Origin of the sequence: Streptomyces sp. DT2A-34 (assembly GCF_030499515.1) — a bacterium.
Taxonomy (GTDB): Bacteria; Actinomycetota; Actinomycetes; order Streptomycetales; family Streptomycetaceae; genus Streptomyces.
Genome location: NZ_JASTWJ010000001.1, coordinates 3,021,139 through 3,038,288 on the forward strand (window position 1 = coordinate 3,021,139; position 17,150 = coordinate 3,038,288).

At 69.0% G+C, this 17,150-nt stretch carries 13 protein-coding genes, 1 tRNA gene and 2 pseudogenes; 6 read left to right on the plus strand and 10 right to left on the minus strand.

Translation table 11 applies throughout. The features are described from left to right. Window positions 1–8 precede the first annotated feature (8 nt). From rho to QQM39_RS13060, 7 genes are all read right to left on the minus strand, one after another. Complete coding sequence (gene rho, locus QQM39_RS13030) at window positions 9–2,024, minus strand: transcription termination factor Rho (protein WP_301996869.1); 2,016 nt, start codon at window positions 2,022–2,024, stop codon at window positions 9–11. Window positions 2,025–2,435: 411 nt separating this feature from the next. Further along, window positions 2,436–3,365: a homoserine kinase gene (gene thrB / locus QQM39_RS13035; RefSeq protein WP_301996870.1), complete on the minus strand. Its 930-nt coding sequence runs from the start codon at window positions 3,363–3,365 to the stop codon at window positions 2,436–2,438. Window positions 3,366–3,697: 332 nt separating this feature from the next. Beyond that, complete coding sequence (thrC, locus tag QQM39_RS13040; protein ID WP_301996871.1) at window positions 3,698–4,756, minus strand: threonine synthase; 1,059 nt, start codon at window positions 4,754–4,756, stop codon at window positions 3,698–3,700. Between the two features lie 6 nt (window positions 4,757–4,762). After that, window positions 4,763–6,052, minus strand: coding sequence for a homoserine dehydrogenase (locus QQM39_RS13045; RefSeq protein ID WP_302003570.1), 1,290 nt, complete (start codon window positions 6,050–6,052; stop codon window positions 4,763–4,765). 163 nt (window positions 6,053–6,215) lie between these two features. Then, window positions 6,216–7,607 carry a diaminopimelate decarboxylase gene (lysA, locus tag QQM39_RS13050; RefSeq protein ID WP_301996872.1) on the minus strand — a complete coding sequence of 464 codons (1,392 nt, stop codon included), beginning with the start codon at window positions 7,605–7,607 and terminating at the stop codon, window positions 6,216–6,218. A 17-nt stretch (window positions 7,608–7,624) separates the two neighbouring features. Beyond that, window positions 7,625–8,698, minus strand: coding sequence for an ArgS-related anticodon-binding protein NrtL (gene nrtL, locus QQM39_RS13055; RefSeq protein WP_301996873.1), 1,074 nt, complete (start codon window positions 8,696–8,698; stop codon window positions 7,625–7,627). Between the two features lie 171 nt (window positions 8,699–8,869). Further along, on the minus strand, window positions 8,870–9,433 hold the full coding sequence (locus QQM39_RS13060; RefSeq protein ID WP_301996874.1) for a response regulator: 564 nt from the start codon (window positions 9,431–9,433) through the stop codon (window positions 8,870–8,872). Window positions 9,434–9,558: 125 nt separating this feature from the next. On the opposite strand from QQM39_RS13060, the gene QQM39_RS13065 reads away from it, so the two are divergent. Then, window positions 9,559–9,630, plus strand: a tRNA-Arg gene (locus QQM39_RS13065). A 218-nt stretch (window positions 9,631–9,848) separates the two neighbouring features. Here QQM39_RS13065 and QQM39_RS13070 read toward each other — a convergent pair. After that, a pseudogene (locus QQM39_RS13070) lies at window positions 9,849–10,256 on the minus strand (site-specific integrase); the annotation flags it as partial. Between the two features lie 191 nt (window positions 10,257–10,447). Between QQM39_RS13070 and QQM39_RS13075 the strand changes: the two are divergent. Beyond that, complete coding sequence (locus QQM39_RS13075) at window positions 10,448–11,632, plus strand: IS701 family transposase (protein ID WP_302003571.1); 1,185 nt, start codon at window positions 10,448–10,450, stop codon at window positions 11,630–11,632. A 257-nt stretch (window positions 11,633–11,889) separates the two neighbouring features. Here the strand turns inward: QQM39_RS13075 and QQM39_RS13080 are convergent, their stop codons facing one another. Continuing rightward, a complete protein-coding gene (locus tag QQM39_RS13080; RefSeq protein ID WP_266841859.1) occupies window positions 11,890–12,294 on the minus strand; it encodes a type II toxin-antitoxin system PemK/MazF family toxin in 405 nt (134 codons plus the stop codon). A gap of 167 nt (window positions 12,295–12,461) precedes the next feature. Between QQM39_RS13080 and QQM39_RS13085 the strand changes: the two are divergent. Beyond that, a pseudogene (locus QQM39_RS13085) lies at window positions 12,462–13,252 on the plus strand (IS701 family transposase); the annotation flags it as partial. A gap of 1,393 nt (window positions 13,253–14,645) precedes the next feature. Continuing rightward, window positions 14,646–14,933, plus strand: a complete 288-nt coding sequence (locus QQM39_RS13090; protein WP_301996876.1) for a hypothetical protein — start codon at window positions 14,646–14,648, stop codon at window positions 14,931–14,933. A gap of 411 nt (window positions 14,934–15,344) precedes the next feature. On the opposite strand, the gene QQM39_RS13095 is transcribed toward QQM39_RS13090, so the two are convergent. Next, window positions 15,345–15,737, minus strand: coding sequence for an RHS repeat domain-containing protein (locus QQM39_RS13095; protein ID WP_301996878.1), 393 nt, complete (start codon window positions 15,735–15,737; stop codon window positions 15,345–15,347). Between the two features lie 164 nt (window positions 15,738–15,901). Between QQM39_RS13095 and QQM39_RS13100 the strand changes: the two genes are divergently transcribed. Together QQM39_RS13100 and QQM39_RS13105 are read left to right on the plus strand one after the other, a co-directional pair. Further along, window positions 15,902–16,708 carry a class I SAM-dependent methyltransferase gene (locus tag QQM39_RS13100; protein ID WP_301996879.1) on the plus strand — a complete coding sequence of 269 codons (807 nt, stop codon included), beginning with the start codon at window positions 15,902–15,904 and terminating at the stop codon, window positions 16,706–16,708. Beyond that, the gene (locus tag QQM39_RS13105; protein ID WP_301996880.1) at window positions 16,705–17,118 is read left to right on the plus strand and encodes a hypothetical protein; all 414 of its coding nucleotides are present in this window, start codon (window positions 16,705–16,707) and stop codon (window positions 17,116–17,118) included. Before QQM39_RS13100 ends, QQM39_RS13105 begins: the two co-directional genes overlap by 4 nt. The last annotated feature ends 32 nt before the right edge of the window (window positions 17,119–17,150 follow it).

Below are 17,150 nucleotides of genomic sequence, written 5' to 3' on the forward strand. Positions count from 1 at the left end.
GCTTGTGCTCAGTCGCCATTCCCAGGCGTCGGCGTCGTCTTCTGGATCTGCATCAGGAACTCGGCGTTCGACTTCGTCTGCTTCATCTTGTCGAGGAGCAGCTCGACCGCCTGCTGCTGGTCGAGGGCGTGCAGCACCCGGCGCAGCTTCCAGACGATGGCGAGCTCGTCAGGGGCGAGCAGGATCTCTTCCTTACGGGTGCCGGACGCGTCGACGTCCACCGCCGGGAAGATGCGCTTGTCGGCGAGCTTGCGGTCGAGCTTGAGCTCGGCGTTGCCGGTGCCCTTGAACTCCTCGAAGATCACCTCGTCCATGCGGGACCCGGTGTCGACGAGAGCCGTCGCCAGGATGGTGAGCGAGCCACCGTCCTCGATGTTCCGCGCGGCACCGAAGAAGCGCTTCGGCGGGTACAGCGCGGTCGAGTCGACACCACCGGACAGAATGCGGCCGGAGGCGGGCGCGGCGAGGTTGTAGGCACGGCCCAGACGCGTGATGGAGTCCAGCAGGACGACCACGTCGTGGCCCAGCTCGACGAGCCGCTTGGCGCGCTCGATGGCGAGCTCGGCGACCGTCGTGTGGTCCTCGGCCGGGCGGTCGAAGGTCGAGGAGATGACCTCGCCCTTGACCGACCGCTGCATGTCGGTGACCTCTTCCGGACGCTCGTCGACGAGGACGACCATCAGGTGGCACTCGGGGTTGTTGTGCGTGATCGCGTTGGCGATCGCCTGCATGATCATGGTCTTACCGGTCTTCGGCGGGGCCACGATCAGACCGCGCTGGCCCTTACCGATCGGCGACACGAGGTCGATGATGCGGGTGGTCAGCACGCCCGGGTCGGTCTCCAGACGGAGCCGGTCCTGCGGGTACAGCGGGGTGAGCTTGTTGAACTCCGGGCGGCCGCGGCCGTGTTCGGGCGCCATGCCGTTGACGGAGTCGAGACGCACCAGCGCGTTGAACTTCTCGCGCCGCTCGCCTTCCTTGGGCTGACGGACCGCACCGGTGATGTGGTCGCCCTTGCGCAGGCCGTTCTTGCGGACCTGGGCGAGGGAGACGTACACGTCGTTCGGGCCCGGCAGGTAGCCCGACGTACGGATGAAGGCGTAGTTGTCGAGGATGTCCAGGATGCCCGCGACGGGGATCAGGACGTCGTCCTCGTTGATCTGCGGCTCCGGGCTGCCCATCTCGTCGCGGCCGCGACGGCCACGGCGGTCGCGGTAACGCCCGCGACGGCCACGGCGGCCGCCCTCGAAGTCGTCGTCGTCCTGCGGGGCGTTGTCGCGCTGACGGTCCTGACGGCCACCGCCCTGCTGCTGGCCCTGCTGACGGTCCTGACGACCGCCGCCCTGCTGGTCGTCGCCCTTGCGGCGGTCGCCACGGTCACCGCGGTCACCGCGGTCGCGGTCCCGGCCGCGCTCACGGCGGTCGCGACGACGGCCCTCGCCGCCCTCACCGGCGTCACCCTGCTGGGCCTGCGACTGCGCGGGCGTCTCGGCCTTCGGCTCGCTCTTCGCCTCGGCGGCAACCGTCTCGGGGGCGGCCGCGGGCGCACCGGCGTCGGCGGTGGCGCGGCGACGGCGGCGCTCGGCCGGGCCCTCATCGCTGGCCGGCTGGCCGGGGATTTCGATCTGCTGCTGGGCCACGGCCTTCTCGGCGGGGGCCTCAGCCGCCTTGTCCGCCTTCTTCTCGGCGGCTTCGCCGGTACGAGCCTTGGAGGTGGCGCGGCGCTTGGGCTTGGTCTCGGTGGCGTCCCCGGCGGAGGAGGACGCGGCCTTGGGAGCCGCGGCACCTCCCCCGGCCTGCGCCTCCTTGATGACCTCGATCAGCTGGCTCTTGCGCATGCGCGCGGTGCCCCTGATGCCGAGGCCGGATGCGACCTGCTGCAGCTCGGCCAGCACCATGCCCTCGAGGCCGGTACCGCGGCGCCGCCGGGAGCCGGCACCGGTGGCAGGCGCGGAGGCGTCCGTGGCGGGCGCGGCAGCGGTCTCCTCGACACGTGCGCCCATCAGATCGGTGGTGTCGCTCACGAAGGGTCCTTCCCTGGAGCGGACGTCGGCCTGTCTGGCTCGGCGACCGGTTGTGCTGTCCGGCTTCGGTCCTTGGTGTGTGGACCGTGCCGGGGCGGTGTTCCGCCGAAGCGGCGGAGGAAATATCTGGTGATGGCGCTTCCCAGAGCCGTGGCACTGAGTGTCTGTGTCACTGGGCTCGGTCGCACCGGTTCCGGAGCGTGCCCGGCAAGTCGCTCAGTGCCCGCGTACGAGGTACTGCCCGCGTACGTCGTACGAAACACAGTGCGGCTTGGGAGGCTCCCGGAAGAATGTCTGTCCCGGACGGGGACACGAAGCACCTCGCCATGGTGGGGTCGGGTGCAGACTTGAGGTTAACACTACCGGATCCAACAAACATTCCCCCTCTCGAAATCCGGCGACCGCCGGCTTTTAAATGTCACTGGAGGGCGCGAGCGGCAGCACGCTCGCTCCCTGGGCGTCGAGGTCGAGCCGGTTCGCGGCCCACCCCTCGCCTGCCAGATGGGCGACCTTGTCGGCGCTGTCGGCATCGACCAACGCCAGAACGGTGGGGCCCGCGCCGGAGATGACCGCCGGGATCCCGTCGGCCCGCAGCCGCTCCACCAACGCCGCGCTCTCCGGCATGGCGGGCGCGCGGTACTCCTGGTGGAGACGGTCCTCGGTGGCGGGCAGCAGCAGCTCGGGGCGCCTGGTCAGGGCCTCGACGAGCAGGGCGGCACGGCCCGCGTTGGTGGCGGCGTCGACGTGCGGCACGGTGCGCGGGAGCAGGCCGCGCGCGGTCTCGGTGAGGACCGGCTTTCCGGGCACGAAAACCACCGGAACGATGGAATCGGCGGGGTCCATCCTGATCGCCCGCGCGGCACCGGCCTCCATCCAGGAGAGGGTGAAACCGCCGAGCAGACAGGCCGCCACGTTGTCGGGGTGGCCCTCGATCTCGGTGGCGAGCTCCAGGAGGGCCGTGTCGTCGAGCTTGGCCTCGCCGCCTATGGTCACGGCGCGGGCGGCGACGATGCCGGCGCTGATGGCGGCCGAGGAGGAGCCGAGGCCCCGGCCGTGCGGAATGCGGTTCGCGCAGACGATCTCCAGGCCGCGCGGCTGGCCGCCCAGCAGATCGAAGGCGGTGCGCAGAGACCGTACGAGAAGGTGCTTTTCGTCACGCGGCAGCGTCTCGCTGCCCTCACCCGCGATGTCGATGTGCAGCCCGGAGTCGGCCACCCGGACGACGACGTCGTCGTAGAGCCCCAGCGACAGGCCGAGGGCGTCGAAGCCCGGGCCGAGGTTGGCGCTGGTGGCGGGGACGCGCACCCGGACGGCGGCGGCGCGGAAGGCTGGACCGGCCATCGCTCGATGACTCTCCTTGAGCTGCGGTGATTGTCGAAGACATTCGATGAACGACATTCGATGACGTACGAAGACCCCTGGGGCCGCTTCCGGGCCGCGGAGACGGCGCGGCACCGCGCCCCTTGCGGAGGCATATGCGGCGGGCGGGTTCAGTACAGCCTATCGAAGGTGGGTTCTGTGGCGACATAGGGCGCACAGGAGGCGCACGATGCGTGTCGTATGCCCCCTGTGCACCCCCCGTAGGGAAGTCCCCCGGGTGAGCGCCCTCTTACGCGCGGACACGAGCCCCGTACGACGGGGTCGGGCGCCGCTACGACGGGGTGTGGCCCCGCTTACGCCAGTCCGAGCCGCTCGGCCGCCGTCGCCGCGTCGACCGGGACGGTGACGGGCTGCGGGGCGCCGGCGACGGCCCAGTCGGGGTCCTTGAGGCCGTTGCCGGTGACGGTGCACACGATCGTCTGGCCCGGGTCGACCTTGCCCTGCTCGGCGGCCTTCAGCAGACCGGCGACGGACGCGGCGGACGCGGGCTCCACGAAGACGCCCTCCTGCGCGGCCAACAGCCGGTAGGCGCGCAGGATTTCACGGTCCGTCACCTCGTCGATGAAGCCGCCGGACTCGTCCCGCGCGGCCAGCGCGTACTGCCAGGACGCGGGGTTGCCGATGCGGATGGCGGTGGCGATGGTCGACGGGTCCTTGACGACCTCGCCGCGCACGATGGGCGCGGAGCCGGAGGCCTGGAAGCCCCACATGCGCGGGGTCTGCTTCGAGACACCGTCGGCGGCGTACTCCGTGTAGCCCTTCCAGTACGCGGTGATGTTGCCCGCGTTGCCCACCGGCAGCACGTGGATGTCGGGGGCGTCCCCGAGCATGTCCACGATCTCGAAGGCGGCCGTCTTCTGCCCCTCGATACGCACCGGGTTGACCGAATTGACCAGTGCCACGGGGTAGTTGTCGCTCAGGTCGCGAGCGAGCGTGAGGCAGTCGTCGAAGTTGCCGTCGACCTGGAGGATCTTCGCGCCGTGCACGAGGGCCTGGCCCATCTTGCCGAGCGCGATCTTGCCCTGCGGGACGAGAACGGCCGAAACCATGCCCGCGCGTACGGCGTAGGCGGCGGCGGAGGCCGACGTGTTGCCGGTGGAGGCGCAGATGACCGCCTTCGCGCCCTCCTCCTTGGCCTTGGTGATGGCCATGGTCATGCCGCGGTCCTTGAAGGACCCGGTCGGGTTCGCACCCTCCACCTTCAGGTGGACCTCGCAGCCCGTGCGCTCGGAGAGCACCTGCGCGGGCACGAGGGGCGTGCCGCCCTCGCGGAGCGTCACGACCGGCGTGGTGTCGGAGACGGGCAGCCGGTCCCGGTACTCCTCGATGATTCCGCGCCACTGGTGGGTCATTGCTGGTTACTCTCCTTCAACCCGCATGATGCTGGCGACACCCCGCACGGTGTCGAGGTTGCGCAGCGCCTCCACGGTCCCGCCGAGGGCCGCGTCGGACGCACGGTGGGTGACGACGACGAGGGAGGCCTCGCCGTCCTTGCCCTGCTGGCGAACCGTATCGATCGAGACTCCGTGCTCGGCGAACACGGTCGCCACCTGGGCGAGAACACCCGGTTTGTCCGCCACATCGAGGCTGATGTGGTAGCGCGTGACGACGTCACCCATGGGCGACACGGTCAGGGCGGCGTACGCCGACTCGCCGGGCCCCGTTGCCCCGCTGAGCCGGTTGCGGCATACGGCGACGAGGTCGCCGAGTACGGCGGACGCGGTCGGGGAGCCGCCCGCGCCGGGGCCGTAGAACATGAGCTGCCCGGAGGCGTCGGACTCGACGAACACGGCGTTGTACGCGCCGCGTACAGAGGCCAGCGGGTGGGTCAGCGGGATCATGGCGGGATGCACGCGCGCGGTGACCGACTGGCCGTCCCCGGCCCGCTCGCAGATGGCGAGCAGCTTGATGGTGCAGCCCATGTTCTTCGCGGAGGCGAAGTCGGCGGCGGTCACCTCGGTCATGCCCTCGCGGTAGACGTCGTCGAGGCGCACGCGCGTGTGGAAGGCGATTCCGGCGAGGATGGCGGCCTTGGCGGCAGCGTCGAAGCCCTCGACGTCGGCGGTCGGGTCGGCTTCGGCGTACCCGAGGGCGGTGGCCTCGTCGAGGGCCTCCTGATACCCGGCGCCGGTCGAGTCCATCTTGTCGAGGATGAAGTTCGTCGTGCCGTTGACGATCCCGAGCACGCGGTTGACCTTGTCGCCGGCGAGGGACTCGCGCAGCGGGCGGATCAGCGGGATGGCGCCGGCGACGGCGGCCTCGTAGTAGAGGTCGCGGCCGTGCTGCTCGGCGGCGGCGTGCAGGGCGGCGCCGTCCTGGGCGAGGAGCGCCTTGTTCGCCGACACGACGGACGCGCCGTGCTCGAAGGCGGTGGTGATGAGGGTGCGGGCGGGCTCGATGCCGCCGATGACCTCGACCACCACATCGATGTCACCGCGTTTGACGAGGGCGGTGGCGTCGGTGGTGACGAGCCCGGGGTCGATGCCCTCACGGACCTTGGACGGCCGCCGTACGGCCACTCCCGCGAGCTCCACGGGAGCCCCGATCCGGGCGGCGAGGTCGTCGGCGTGCGTCGTCATGATGCGCGCCACCTCTGAGCCGACAACTCCACAGCCCAGCAGCGCCACCTTCAGCGGACGCGTACGCATCATCCGACCTCGTTTCCTCATACCGTCTACGGTTGCACCAGTCTCACTCACCGGACGGGAGTTTCTGCCCTTCGTCCGGATCGTGAGACATCTATTTCATTTGTACGGGGGCGGATGACAGGAGATCTTCCGCCCCCGGCTCTACCCGGGCCTGTCTCCGGGGTTACCCGACGTCGAGACGCAGGAGGTCCTCCTCCGTCTCACGGCGGACGATCACCCGGGCCTCGCCGTCGTTCACGGCGACGACCGGCGGCCGCAGCACGTGGTTGTAGTTGCTGGCCATGGACCGGCAGTAGGCACCCGTCGCCGGTACGGCGATGAGGTCACCCGGTGCCAGGTCGGCGGGAAGGAACGCGTCCTTCACGACGATGTCCCCGCTCTCGCAGTGCTTGCCGACGACACGGGCGAGCATGGGCTCGGCGTCGGAGGTGCGCGAGACGAGGGCGACGCTGTACTCGGCGTCGTACAGCGCCGTACGGATGTTGTCGGACATGCCGCCGTCGACGGAGACGTACGTCCGCAGCCCGTCGAGGGGCTTGATGGTGCCGACCTCGTAGAGCGTGAAGGCGGTCGGCCCGACGATGGCGCGCCCGGGCTCGACGGAGATCCGGGGAGTACGGAGGCGGGCGACCTCGCACTCGCGGGTGACGATCTCGGTGAGCGCCTTGGCGATCTCGTGGGGTTCGCGGGGGTCGTCGTCACTCGTGTACGCGATACCGAGGCCACCCCCGAGGTCGATCTCGGGAAGCTCGACGCCGTGCTCGTCGCGGATGTCCTTCAGCAGCCCGACGACGCGGTGCGCGGCCACCTCGAACCCGGACATGTCGAAGATCTGCGACCCGATGTGGCTGTGAATGCCGATGAGCTCCAGCCCGTCGAGCTTCAGCGCACGCCGCACGGCCTCGGCGGCCTGCCCCCCGGCGAGCGGGATGCCGAACTTCTGGTCCTCATGGGCGGTGGCGATGTACTCGTGCGTATGCGCCTCGACCCCGACGGTGATCCGGATCTGGACGCGCTGCCGCTTGCCGAGTTCCTGCGCGATGTGGGCGACGCGGACGATCTCCTGGAAGGAGTCGAGGACGATACGCCCGACGCCGGCCTCGATGGCCCGGTGGATCTCTTCCTTGGACTTGTTGTTGCCGTGGAAGGCGATGCGGTCGGCGGGCATGCCGGCCGAGAGGGCGGTGGCGAGCTCGCCCCCGGAGCACACATCCAGGTTGAGCCCTTCCTCGTGCAGCCACCGTACGACGGCACGGGAGAGGAACGCCTTGCCGGCGTAGAACACGTCGGCGTCGGACCCGAAGGCGCCGCGCCAGGCCCGCGCCCGGGCCCGGAAGTCGGCCTCGTCGAGGAAGTAGGCCGGGGTGCCGTGCTGTTCGGCGAGCGTCTTCACGTCGACACCGCCGACGGTGACGACGCCGTCGGCGTTACGGGCGACGGTCTGGGCCCACACCTTCGGGTCGAGGGCGTTGAGGTCGGTGGGCGGGGCGGAGTAGTGCCCCTCGGGGAGGACGTCGGCGTGGCGGGGCCCGGCGGGGTGGGCGGAACGGCTCATGACTGTCGTGGGCTCTCTCAGAGGTGTTCGGGTGCGTCGATGCCGAGCAGGGACAGGCCACCGGCCAGCACCGTCCCGGCGGCTTCGGCGAGGGCGAGCCGGGCGCGGTGGGTGGCCGAGGGTTTCTCCGCACCGCGGGGCAGGACGGCGGGCAGCAGAGGGAGGACGGCATCGGCGACGGTGACGAGGTGCCGGGCGAGACGGTCGGGGGCGCGGTCCGCTGCCGCTCGGGCCAGGACGCGGGGGTGGTCGGCGAGGGCGGCGAGGAGGGGGTACGCGTCCTCGCCGGGACCGGGTTGCCCGGGTTGGCCTGGTTGCCCGGGCTCAGGGGCGAAGCCGAGGTCGGCGGCGTTGCGGCCGAGGGCCCGGGTGCGGGCGTGGGCGTAGCGGACGCGGAAGAGGGGGTTGCCCTCGCGCTGGACGAGGTGGTCCTCGGTGATGCGAGGCCGGTCGTGGGCGGCCGGGTGCAGCAGGGCCCAGCGGGCGGCGTCGCGGCCGAGCGGGAGGGGGTCGGCGGGGGCGGGCACCGGACGCACGAGGAAGTGGGGAGGGGCCGGCGAGTCCTGCGCGCCGTGCGCGTCGACACGTACGCCCAGGATGTCGGCCCACTGGGGGTCGAGCGCGGCCTCGCAACGCGTGCGGACGAGGGCGCCCTGGGACCGCAGGATCCGGGCGACGGCGTCCATCACGACCACCGCCCGTACCTCGCGGGGGCAGTACAGCGACACGACGTCCGCGGAGGGGCCGTGGGCGTGCCCGTACCGGGTGCCGCGCCGCAGGATCTCCTCGACGAGCGCGACGGGCGCGGCGCCGCCCAGGCTGATGTTGAGGAAGCCGGGCCCGGTGACGACGACGTCGGCGACACCGTCCACGCCGGCGAGGTGCGGCCGCAGGATCTCGGCGACGCGCAGGGGCGGCTGTCCGGCAGGGCGGGCGAGCTGGAGGGCGATGTTGGTGGCGTAGTCACCACACCCACCGGGCCCGGGAGCGCTCACCACGGCCCGCTCCGGCACGGTGACACGCAGCTCCCCCTCATCGACAGCACGACGCACCGCGCGCAGCACGGTACGGGAGAGCTCGACGGGGGTCACGGGACAAGCGTAGGGGAGGAGGGGGGTGGGTATGCGAATGGGTTTGGGCGGGGTCCCGCGATGTGGACGGGTGGGGGCGTGGGTCAGCGGGGGTGGGGCGGACGGGGTACGGGGGCCTTGTACGGCGCGGGCCGCGCAACGTTGTCTGCGGCCGCGCTGCCGGCAGGAGTGTCAGCCGCCGGTGCGCCCGGCGGCCTCACCGGCGCCGAAGACGCTCCCGAATACGATCTCGCCGCCCCCCGCGGCCTCGGCCCTACTCTCGGCGTTCCCGCCCCGCTCTCCACTCAGCTCCGCGCCCCTCTCCCCGCTCCTCTCCCGCTCGATCAACCGCCGTACGAGGCTGACGAGTTCGCCGGGCTCGAAGGGCTTGGCGAGGAAGGCGTCGACGCCGACGTCGAGGCCGCTGTCGACCTCGTACTGGGTGCAGGCGCTGACGATGGCGAGGGGTAGATCGCGGGTACGGGGGTCGGCACGCAGCCGCGCGGCGGTCCGCAGCCCGTCGAGCCGCGGCATGACGACATCCAGGGTGACCGCATCGGGCCGCACCTGATGAACGACATCCAGACACTCGGCACCATCGGCCGCGGTCACCACCTCGAACCCCTCCAGTTCGAGATTGACCCTGATCAGCTGCCGGATGACCTTGTTGTCGTCCACAACAAGCACCCGGCCCGACGCCCCTGGCACAACTCGAGAGTAGGTCGAGACCGGCCACCGCGTCCGGGTTTTCCCCACTTCCACCCCCTGAGGACGAGCCACCCCAGGTCGCGCCCGGTGCCACCACCCGGGAAACCGTTCATGAACACCCCGGAGGAACTGGTAGGGTTCTACCCGTCGCCGCCAAGCAAGGCGCCCGACACGCCCCCGTAGCTCAGGGGATAGAGCAACGGCCTCCGGAGCCGTGTGCGCAGGTTCGAATCCTGCCGGGGGCACCCTTTCTGAGGTGCCTAAAGACCCCGTGACCAGCGAGTTCGCTGAGTACGGGGTCTTCGCGTATGTGCAGCCGTATGCCGCTCTGAGCGGCTCTATGTCGGCGTCCGTGGACTATTCGTGGACACGATCTTGAGGCATCGTCCCTGGTCAGCCTCAGGAACGGCGAAGGCCCCCGGACGAATCCAGGGGCGTGAAGCCTAGCGCGGCGCGTATGGCATCACTCGTACTCGCGCAACAGCTCTTCGATCTTGCGGTTGGCGATCTCCTGCCGACCGTCGATGCACTTCGCGTAGCGGCTCAGGAGGACCTCAACACTGTTGCCCGCGCGCTCGGCGACCTCGGTCGCGTCCACGCCGGAGTTGAGCCAGGTCGACAGTGCCGAGTGCCGCAGGTCGTACGGGCGGGCGGCGAGCGGGGAGGCCAAAACGGCCGGCGGGAGTGCCAGCGCGCGAGCCTCCTGCCAGACCCGGAAGTACGTCGAGGAGCCGACCACTCCCCCGCGCTCGTTGGTGAACAGGCGTCCGTCATCAGCTACACCGAAGGTGTCGATGTGATCCCGCAGGATCGCAACGAGATGAGGCGGAATCGGCACGGGCCGGACCTCTTCCACGGGCCGGTTCTTTAGTACTCCAGCAGGATTTCGCTGTCTGACCTGGTCTTTCGCCGGTGGCGGGAGTGTAGCGGGACTTCGATCGTGCGGGGGCGGTCTCACGGAGACCGCCCCTCGATCGTGCGACAACGCCGCAGGAAGTGACAGCGGCGGGGCAGCCTCCAAGGGTGATCACCGAGTATGCCGCCGCGCAGTGGGCCCTCGAACTGGACGATCTCTTCCTGACCATCGGGCATCGGTTCGGCCGGGTCGAGCTCCGCCGCCGCATGCGTGACTACGTACGCGGGCTGCTCGCTCCGGTGGCCCGCAAGAACAGCTGGCAGCTGGCCGAACAGGCTGGCCACCGCACGCCCGACGGCCTGCAGCACCTTCTCGCCGGATCGAAGTGGGAGGCCGATGACATCCGCGACGACCTGCAGGAATACGTCGCCGACAAGATCGGCGAGGCTGGCGGCGTGCTGATCATCGACGACACCGGGTTCATCAAGAAGGGCACCACCTCAGCCGGGGTCCAGCGCCAGTACTCCGGAACTGCCGGCCGGACCGAGAACTGCCAGATCGGCGTCTTCGCCGCCTACGCCTCCGCCCACGGCCGGGCTCTGGTCGACCGTGAGCTCTACCTCCCGAAGTCCTGGACTGAGGACCGGGAACGCTGCCGCACCGCAAGGGTCCCCGACGAGCGGGAGTTCGCCACCAAAGGCGAACTGGCCAGGCGCATGGTGCTGCGGGCCCTCGCCTCGCCGCTGCCCATTGCCTGGGTCACTGCGGATTCCGCCTACGGTCAGGACAACCGATTCCGCCGGCTGCTGGAGCAGTCGGGTGTCGGCTACGTATTGGCCGTCCCCAAGTCCCAGTTCAGCGTGGGCTGTTCACGGATCGAGGGCCTATTCGCGCAGGCCCCGGACGAAGCGTGGGAGAAGATCTCCTGCGGCGACGGCGCGAAGGGGCCCCGCGTTTACCACTGGGCAGCGGTGCGGCTGCCGGCCGTCGCCGAGTTCGACTATCAGGGCGAGGTCCCCTACCGGATGCGGTGGGCACTGGCCCGGCGCAGTATCAGCAAGCCCGAGGAGATCGCCTACTACCTCGCCTACACGCCCCTTCAGGTCACCGTCCAGGAGCTGGTGCGGGTCGCCGGGGCGCGCTGGGCGATCGAGGAGTGCTTCCAGGCCGCGAAGAACGAATGCGGCCTGGACCAGTACGAGGTCCGCCGTTACACGGGCTGGTATCGGCACATCACTTTGGCCATGCTCGCGCACGCTTTCCTGGCCGCCACGGCGCACCAGCCCTGGGAAAAGGGGGCGGAACAGGTGATACAACCGGGGCCATCGGGCTCACAGTGGCGGAGGTTCGGCGACTCCTGGCAGCTTGTCGTGCCCGGCCCCTGCACCTGAGCGGACACCGCGGACGACACCACGCGCTGAGCTGGTCGAACTGGCGCCGCCGACGCCAAGCAGTCGCCCGCCGCTGTCACTTCCTGCGGCGTTGTCGCACGATCGAGGGGCGGTCTCCGTGAGACCGCCCCCGCACGATCGAAGTCCCGCTACACTCCCGCCACCGGCGAAAGACCAGGTCAGACAGCGAAATCCTGCTGGAGTATTAGTACTCCAGCCGTAGATCGTGATCTCGATGGTGAGTGGCGCCTCTCCGCCTACCCGAGTTCACCGAGACGGAGGGCGTCCCTTATCTCGCTGAGCTTCGCGGTTGTCGCCGGGGTCCGTTCCTTCGCCTGTTCGCCGAGACGGAGGGCGTCCTCAATCTCGCTGAGCTTCGCGGAGGACAGGACGCCCGCCCGCTCGATCAGGTCGTCCTGGGACACGGTGGTCAGCCACGTGCAGGGGGTAAAGCCCGGGCGCGGGAACGCGAACCGCAGCACACCTTCAAAGGGCAGTCCTTCCATGGCACCTACTTGCACTTCGACGCCCAGACCGCTGATGTCGACGCCCGCAGGAGTGACGACCTGCATCGCTCGGATCCTGGACGCGTCGTCTGCCGCCAGCAGTACGACCAGCCGCCGCTCGTCGAACTCCACCCACCAGACTTCGCCACGTTGCACATGTCCTCCTGACTCAGGACGGCAGGCGGAACTGCGCGACCCTGACGCGTTGTGGAGACGGGTGCGGCCACCGTTGATCATCGTGAGTTGTGTGGACTGACGAAGAGACGGTGGCCGCAGGTCACAGCATAGAACCCACCCGTTGGCGGGACGCGTTCGAGGGCCTGATGGGCCGGATCGCGGGGCGCTTCGCCCGGGTCGAACCCCGGCGCAGGGCGGCGCGGTTGGTGTTCGGTCTATTGGCCGACCTGCCGCGCAAGAACTGCTGGACCATCGCCGAGTGGGCTGGCGAGACCACTCCGGACGGCATGCAGCACCTGTTGGGCAGGGCCAAGTGGGATGCCGATCAGGTCCGCGACGACGTGTGCGGCTACGTGGTGGAGCACCTGCACGACGACCGGGCGGTGCTGGTCGTCGACGAGACCGGCGATGTGAAGAAGGGCACTGGCACGGTCGGCGTCCAGCGCCAATACACCGGTACTGCCGGCCGGATCGAGAACTCCCAAGTCGCCGTCTACCTGGTTTACGCAGGCAAGCGCGGCCACGCCGCAGTGGACCGGGAACTCTACGTTCCGCGCTGCTGGACCTCCGACCCCGACCGCTGCCGCGCCGCGGGCCTTGCCGAGGAAACCACCTTCGCCACCAAGCCGGAGCTGGTCGTATGGTCGCCCGGTTCCTGGACGCCGGCCACCAGGCCGCATGGGTTGCCGGCGACGAGGTCTACGGCGGCAACCCGAAGCTGCGAACCGCACTGGAGGAACGCGGCACCGGCTACGTCCTCGCGGTGGCCTGCTCGCACGAAGTCACCACCGGTGCGGGGAAGTTCCGTGCGGACATCTTGGCCAAGAAGGTGCCCAAGCGGGCCTGGCAGAAGCTCTCCGCAGGGGCCGGGGCCAAGGGCCACCGCGTCTACAACTGGGCAGTCATCGACCTCCCCGACCCCCGCCCCGGGAGTCGTCACCTTGAGTGCCAGACGCCCCATACCTCCTTCACTACGATCGAGGTGTGCTGCGGTGCATGCTTGAAACAACTTGCGAAGAGGAGCGGGACTCGACACGCCTATGGAAACCGCACTTGCTGTCACAGCAATCGTTATATCGATTGCGACCGCTGTCGCTGAACATGCCCGATGGCGAAGAGAGGGAGGCAAGGTAATCGTCAAGGCTTCAACAGCAATAGTAGGACCGTTCGAAGACGGCACAAGCCGCTCGTGCGTTTGTGTTCACGCCGTCAACATCGGGCGCGGAACCGCAGTAATCATGAGTTGGGGGCTTGCAGATCCGTAAGGACGCTTCTCGATAGGCCCTTCGGGAAGTTGGAGTCACGGCCCTGGGACGCCTACCGTGCTGTCACCAGAAAATCCTGAAGCCTTCTGGAAGCTCGACTACCAGGAGCAGAAAACGAGCCTTCAAAACGCTCACCCTGGAGTCCCGCACACGCTTCAGGCGTTCGTGCGACTCCCTGGGAGCAAAATGGCGCGTTCAAGAAACATGGTGAGTCTGGGCAGGCCGGACGCTGTACGCCTGACCGTGCGCGAGCGGTGGGACAAATTCAGGAGTGCTGGAATTTTCGGCATGACGTATCGGCCCGGTTACGATGGCCAGCCTCACAAATTTGAAGTGCTCGCCACAGGCCCTCGCGCTGCTCGCGATCTTGTTGTAGATGTGGTACGCGACTTTAGTCGAGGCCAGGAGCCGCTTACTGACGGCGCCTACGTCTCACTCAAGCGCAGGCGCCTAAGGAAAGGAAAAACCCTTCAGGTTCAGATTCCTCAGGCCGCATATGGGCAAAATCTATACTTCCGGGTTAGCTGGAAGAGTGGGGGCGCACGTCGAGAGTTCCGTTCTGGCATTCCGGAGCGCCAAGCCCTGGATTCCGCCGCCACTCAACTGCGGGCCCAAAGAGGGGGCGTAGCGGAACCCTAAGCCAGCGGGCTCCCACACCCCACAGGCCCGGAGGTGCCAGCCACGCGGGCAGTTCGACGGAGCTGGGCGGCGATCGCCGCAGTTCCGCCCATAGAGCCCGAATCACCAGGAAGACCGTCCCAACGACAGCCCCGCGCGAGTGTGACCCATTTCACCTTCAAGGCCATGCCGCCGGGTCGGCCGTCAGTTCGTGTAGATACACAAACAAGGCCTGTCCAGGGTTTTTGCTATTTGGAATCTGGAATTCGGCGTTGCCGCGACAACCCAAAATCAATAGTACTCTGACCTGCAGTTTCTCAAACTGAGAATATGTCACCATCGACCGTCCGGAGGGTGCTGTGACGTCGTGCTCCAAGCAACGGAAAGGGTGCCTGCACCTCCCCGCAAAAGAAGATCAGGCACCCCTGTCGAGCCCAAGGAGCAAGCGTGACGCTGCATCAGGTCCGAGGTGCTGCCCTGTCAGATTCCAGGAGCAGCACCTTAGGAACTCTCGCACAAGCGGCCATCGGCGGCAACGGCCAATTGATCATTTTCGTCGGGATCCTCGGTTGTGTGATCACCGGGGACAGCATCACCGGCATGCTTCGCCAAGCAACCTGGTTGGTCATCATCGTGACGGTGCTGGTTGCCTTGCGGATCGTGGAATCGGCGCTCTCACGTCGGCACCGGTCCGTGGACTATCCGTGGACAAGTCACGTCTCACCGATCAATTAGACGCCCGTGACCTGCGCACACGTCTGGGACCGAAGGGGCCTCCGGAGCCGTGTGCGCAGGTTCGAATCCTGCCGGGGGCACTCCGGAACAAGCTCCTGACCTGCAGAAATACAGGTCGGGAGTTTTTGCGTTCACGCCAAAACGCACACGGTCTTTTGACCGTTGCTCTTTCCGGTCCGGTAGCGTCCCGAACAACGCGGCCATCCCCCTTTTTTGGCGCGTTACTGCAGGTCAAAGCCATTTCACGAGGCGTTCGGTTGCCACACTCAGGGCCAGATTCCGAACCTTGGCGCCGACGCGAAGGTCAGCAGCGTTCCCGCCTGGAGAACCGCGTGTGACCTGCCTAAATGTGACCGACAGCACACCGAACCGCAAACGGCCTGGTGGGTCGTCACCGTTTCGGCCCAGGCTCTACTCGTCCGGCTGTTTCGGACTTGGTGCACGACGGCCGAGGTTGGACGGGAGGGCGCACCACTGGCCGAGATCGGCCGCTCCCTCGATCGGGCCATATCCCCTCCCTTGAGTCACCGGAGTTGTCCCGTGGTGGGTGAACCGAGCCGGCCCTGTTGTCGTGGGAGCCGTACGCCGAGGCGGCGCCGAGAGGGTCCAGGGCGGCTCGCCCGGCTCGGTGAGGGTTGCCACGCGGCCGTCGGAGTCGTAGGCGTAGGCGATCTTCAGAGCCGGGGAGATCCGCGGGTCCCAGACCTGGCGCAGCCTGCCGGAGGCGTCGTAGGCGTAGGTGGTGACGGTCTCGGGCGTGGCCTTGTCGGCTCCGGGGCCGGTGGCCCACAGCCCTGTCCCCACTCAGCGGCCTGCTCAGGCCGCCCCTACGGCGCCGCGCCGCGTCGACCGGCTGAGAACGTCGGCCTCTTCCCACCCACCACCCACCACCCAAGGGTGTTCAAAGGGAGCGCCCCGCAAGTACGTTAACGACAACGAAAACCGTTTCAGATATTTTGGGAGTTCCGATGACCGCACAACAGGCAGCGATTGGAGAGGTGTTCAGCGCAGGTGCCGAGGAGTTCCACAGCTGGTCGCCGCTGCTGTGGGACCGTGTCGGGCAGGCCACGGTGGACATGTCGGCTCCTTCCGTCGGCGAGCGGGTCCTCGACAGCTGCTGCGGGGCCGGAGCATCGGCGCTGCCGGCGGCCCGTGCGGTCGGCCCTGGCGGACTGGTCGATGCGGTGGACCTCTCCGGGGCCCTCGTGGCTCTCGGCGAACGGCGCGCGCGGCAGGATGGTCTGGCGAACCTACGGTTCCACCAGCACGACGTGACGGCGTGGGCGGCACCCGAGGGCGGCTATGACCTGGTGCAGTGCGCGCTGGGCGTGTTCTTCTTCCCCGACATGGACCGCGATACCGCCAAGCTTGCGGGTCTGCTGCGGCCAGGTGGGCGGCTCGCGGTGACCGTATGGGAGAAGGAGGCGCTCGGCGGTTGGGGGCAGGCGTTCAAGGGCGCGGTAGAGGCCGAGCGGGAATGGCCGGGGTCGTCGCAGCCAGACCAACTGGCCCGGATCGACACCGCCGACGCGCTCGCCACCTGGCTGGCGGACCTCGGGCTGAGGGGTCCCCGAGTCGTGCGCCGGGATCTCGCCGTGCCGCTGACCCCCGCGACCGCCTGGGACCTGGCGGTGGGCAGCGGCACCCGCGCCCTGCTGAACGGGCTCACGCCCGACGCGGTGGAACGCGTCCGCGGCCACTTCACCGCCGCGTTGGAGGCGGCGTCGGTAACGGATTTGGACGTCCGGATCCTGACCGGGACGGCCGTGGCATGACCCGGAGGCCGCATCACACCGCCGCACGGCAGGCCGCCGAGGGTTTCACGGCCGCGGTCTGCCGGGCCCAGGACGGCTGCGGCACAGCGGATGGCCGCGTTCTCGAAGCGCTGCGCGGCGCCACCCAGCGGGTGCCGTTCGGGCTGCTCGTCGCCACCGGCTGCCTGGGCCGACACCTGCATTGCCCGCACCACGAGGGCAACCAGGTGCCACGCACGGGCCACCGCGTGGTCGTCCAGCCGTGCAGCCGTGACCGTACGCCGCTCGGACCCGCCGTCGCCTTCGGCCCCCTCATGGATCCGGAGCAGGCTGAGGCACTGGCCGTCTGGCTGGCGGAGGGCCTGCACCAAGGGCACCGCCCTCCGCGTCGCCTGCTGGCCGTACGTCCCTCGCGCGCCCCGGAGCCGTGACGGGCCGGCGTACACCGCCCACGTGGTGCGCG

Excerpts from the sequence above, each read along its gene's own strand:
- thrB (WP_301996870.1), bottom strand. The coding sequence starts at position 3,365 with ATGGCCGGTCCAGCCTTCCGCGCCGCCGCCGTCCGGGTGCGCGTCCCC.
- thrC (WP_301996871.1), bottom strand. The coding sequence starts at position 4,756 with ATGACCCACCAGTGGCGCGGAATCATCGAGGAGTACCGGGACCGGCTG.
- QQM39_RS13045 (WP_302003570.1), bottom strand. The coding sequence starts at position 6,052 with ATGCGTACGCGTCCGCTGAAGGTGGCGCTGCTGGGCTGTGGAGTTGTC.
- lysA (WP_301996872.1), bottom strand. The coding sequence starts at position 7,607 with ATGAGCCGTTCCGCCCACCCCGCCGGGCCCCGCCACGCCGACGTCCTC.
- QQM39_RS13100 (WP_301996879.1), top strand. The coding sequence starts at position 15,902 with ATGACCGCACAACAGGCAGCGATTGGAGAGGTGTTCAGCGCAGGTGCC.
- QQM39_RS13105 (WP_301996880.1), top strand. The coding sequence starts at position 16,705 with ATGACCCGGAGGCCGCATCACACCGCCGCACGGCAGGCCGCCGAGGGT.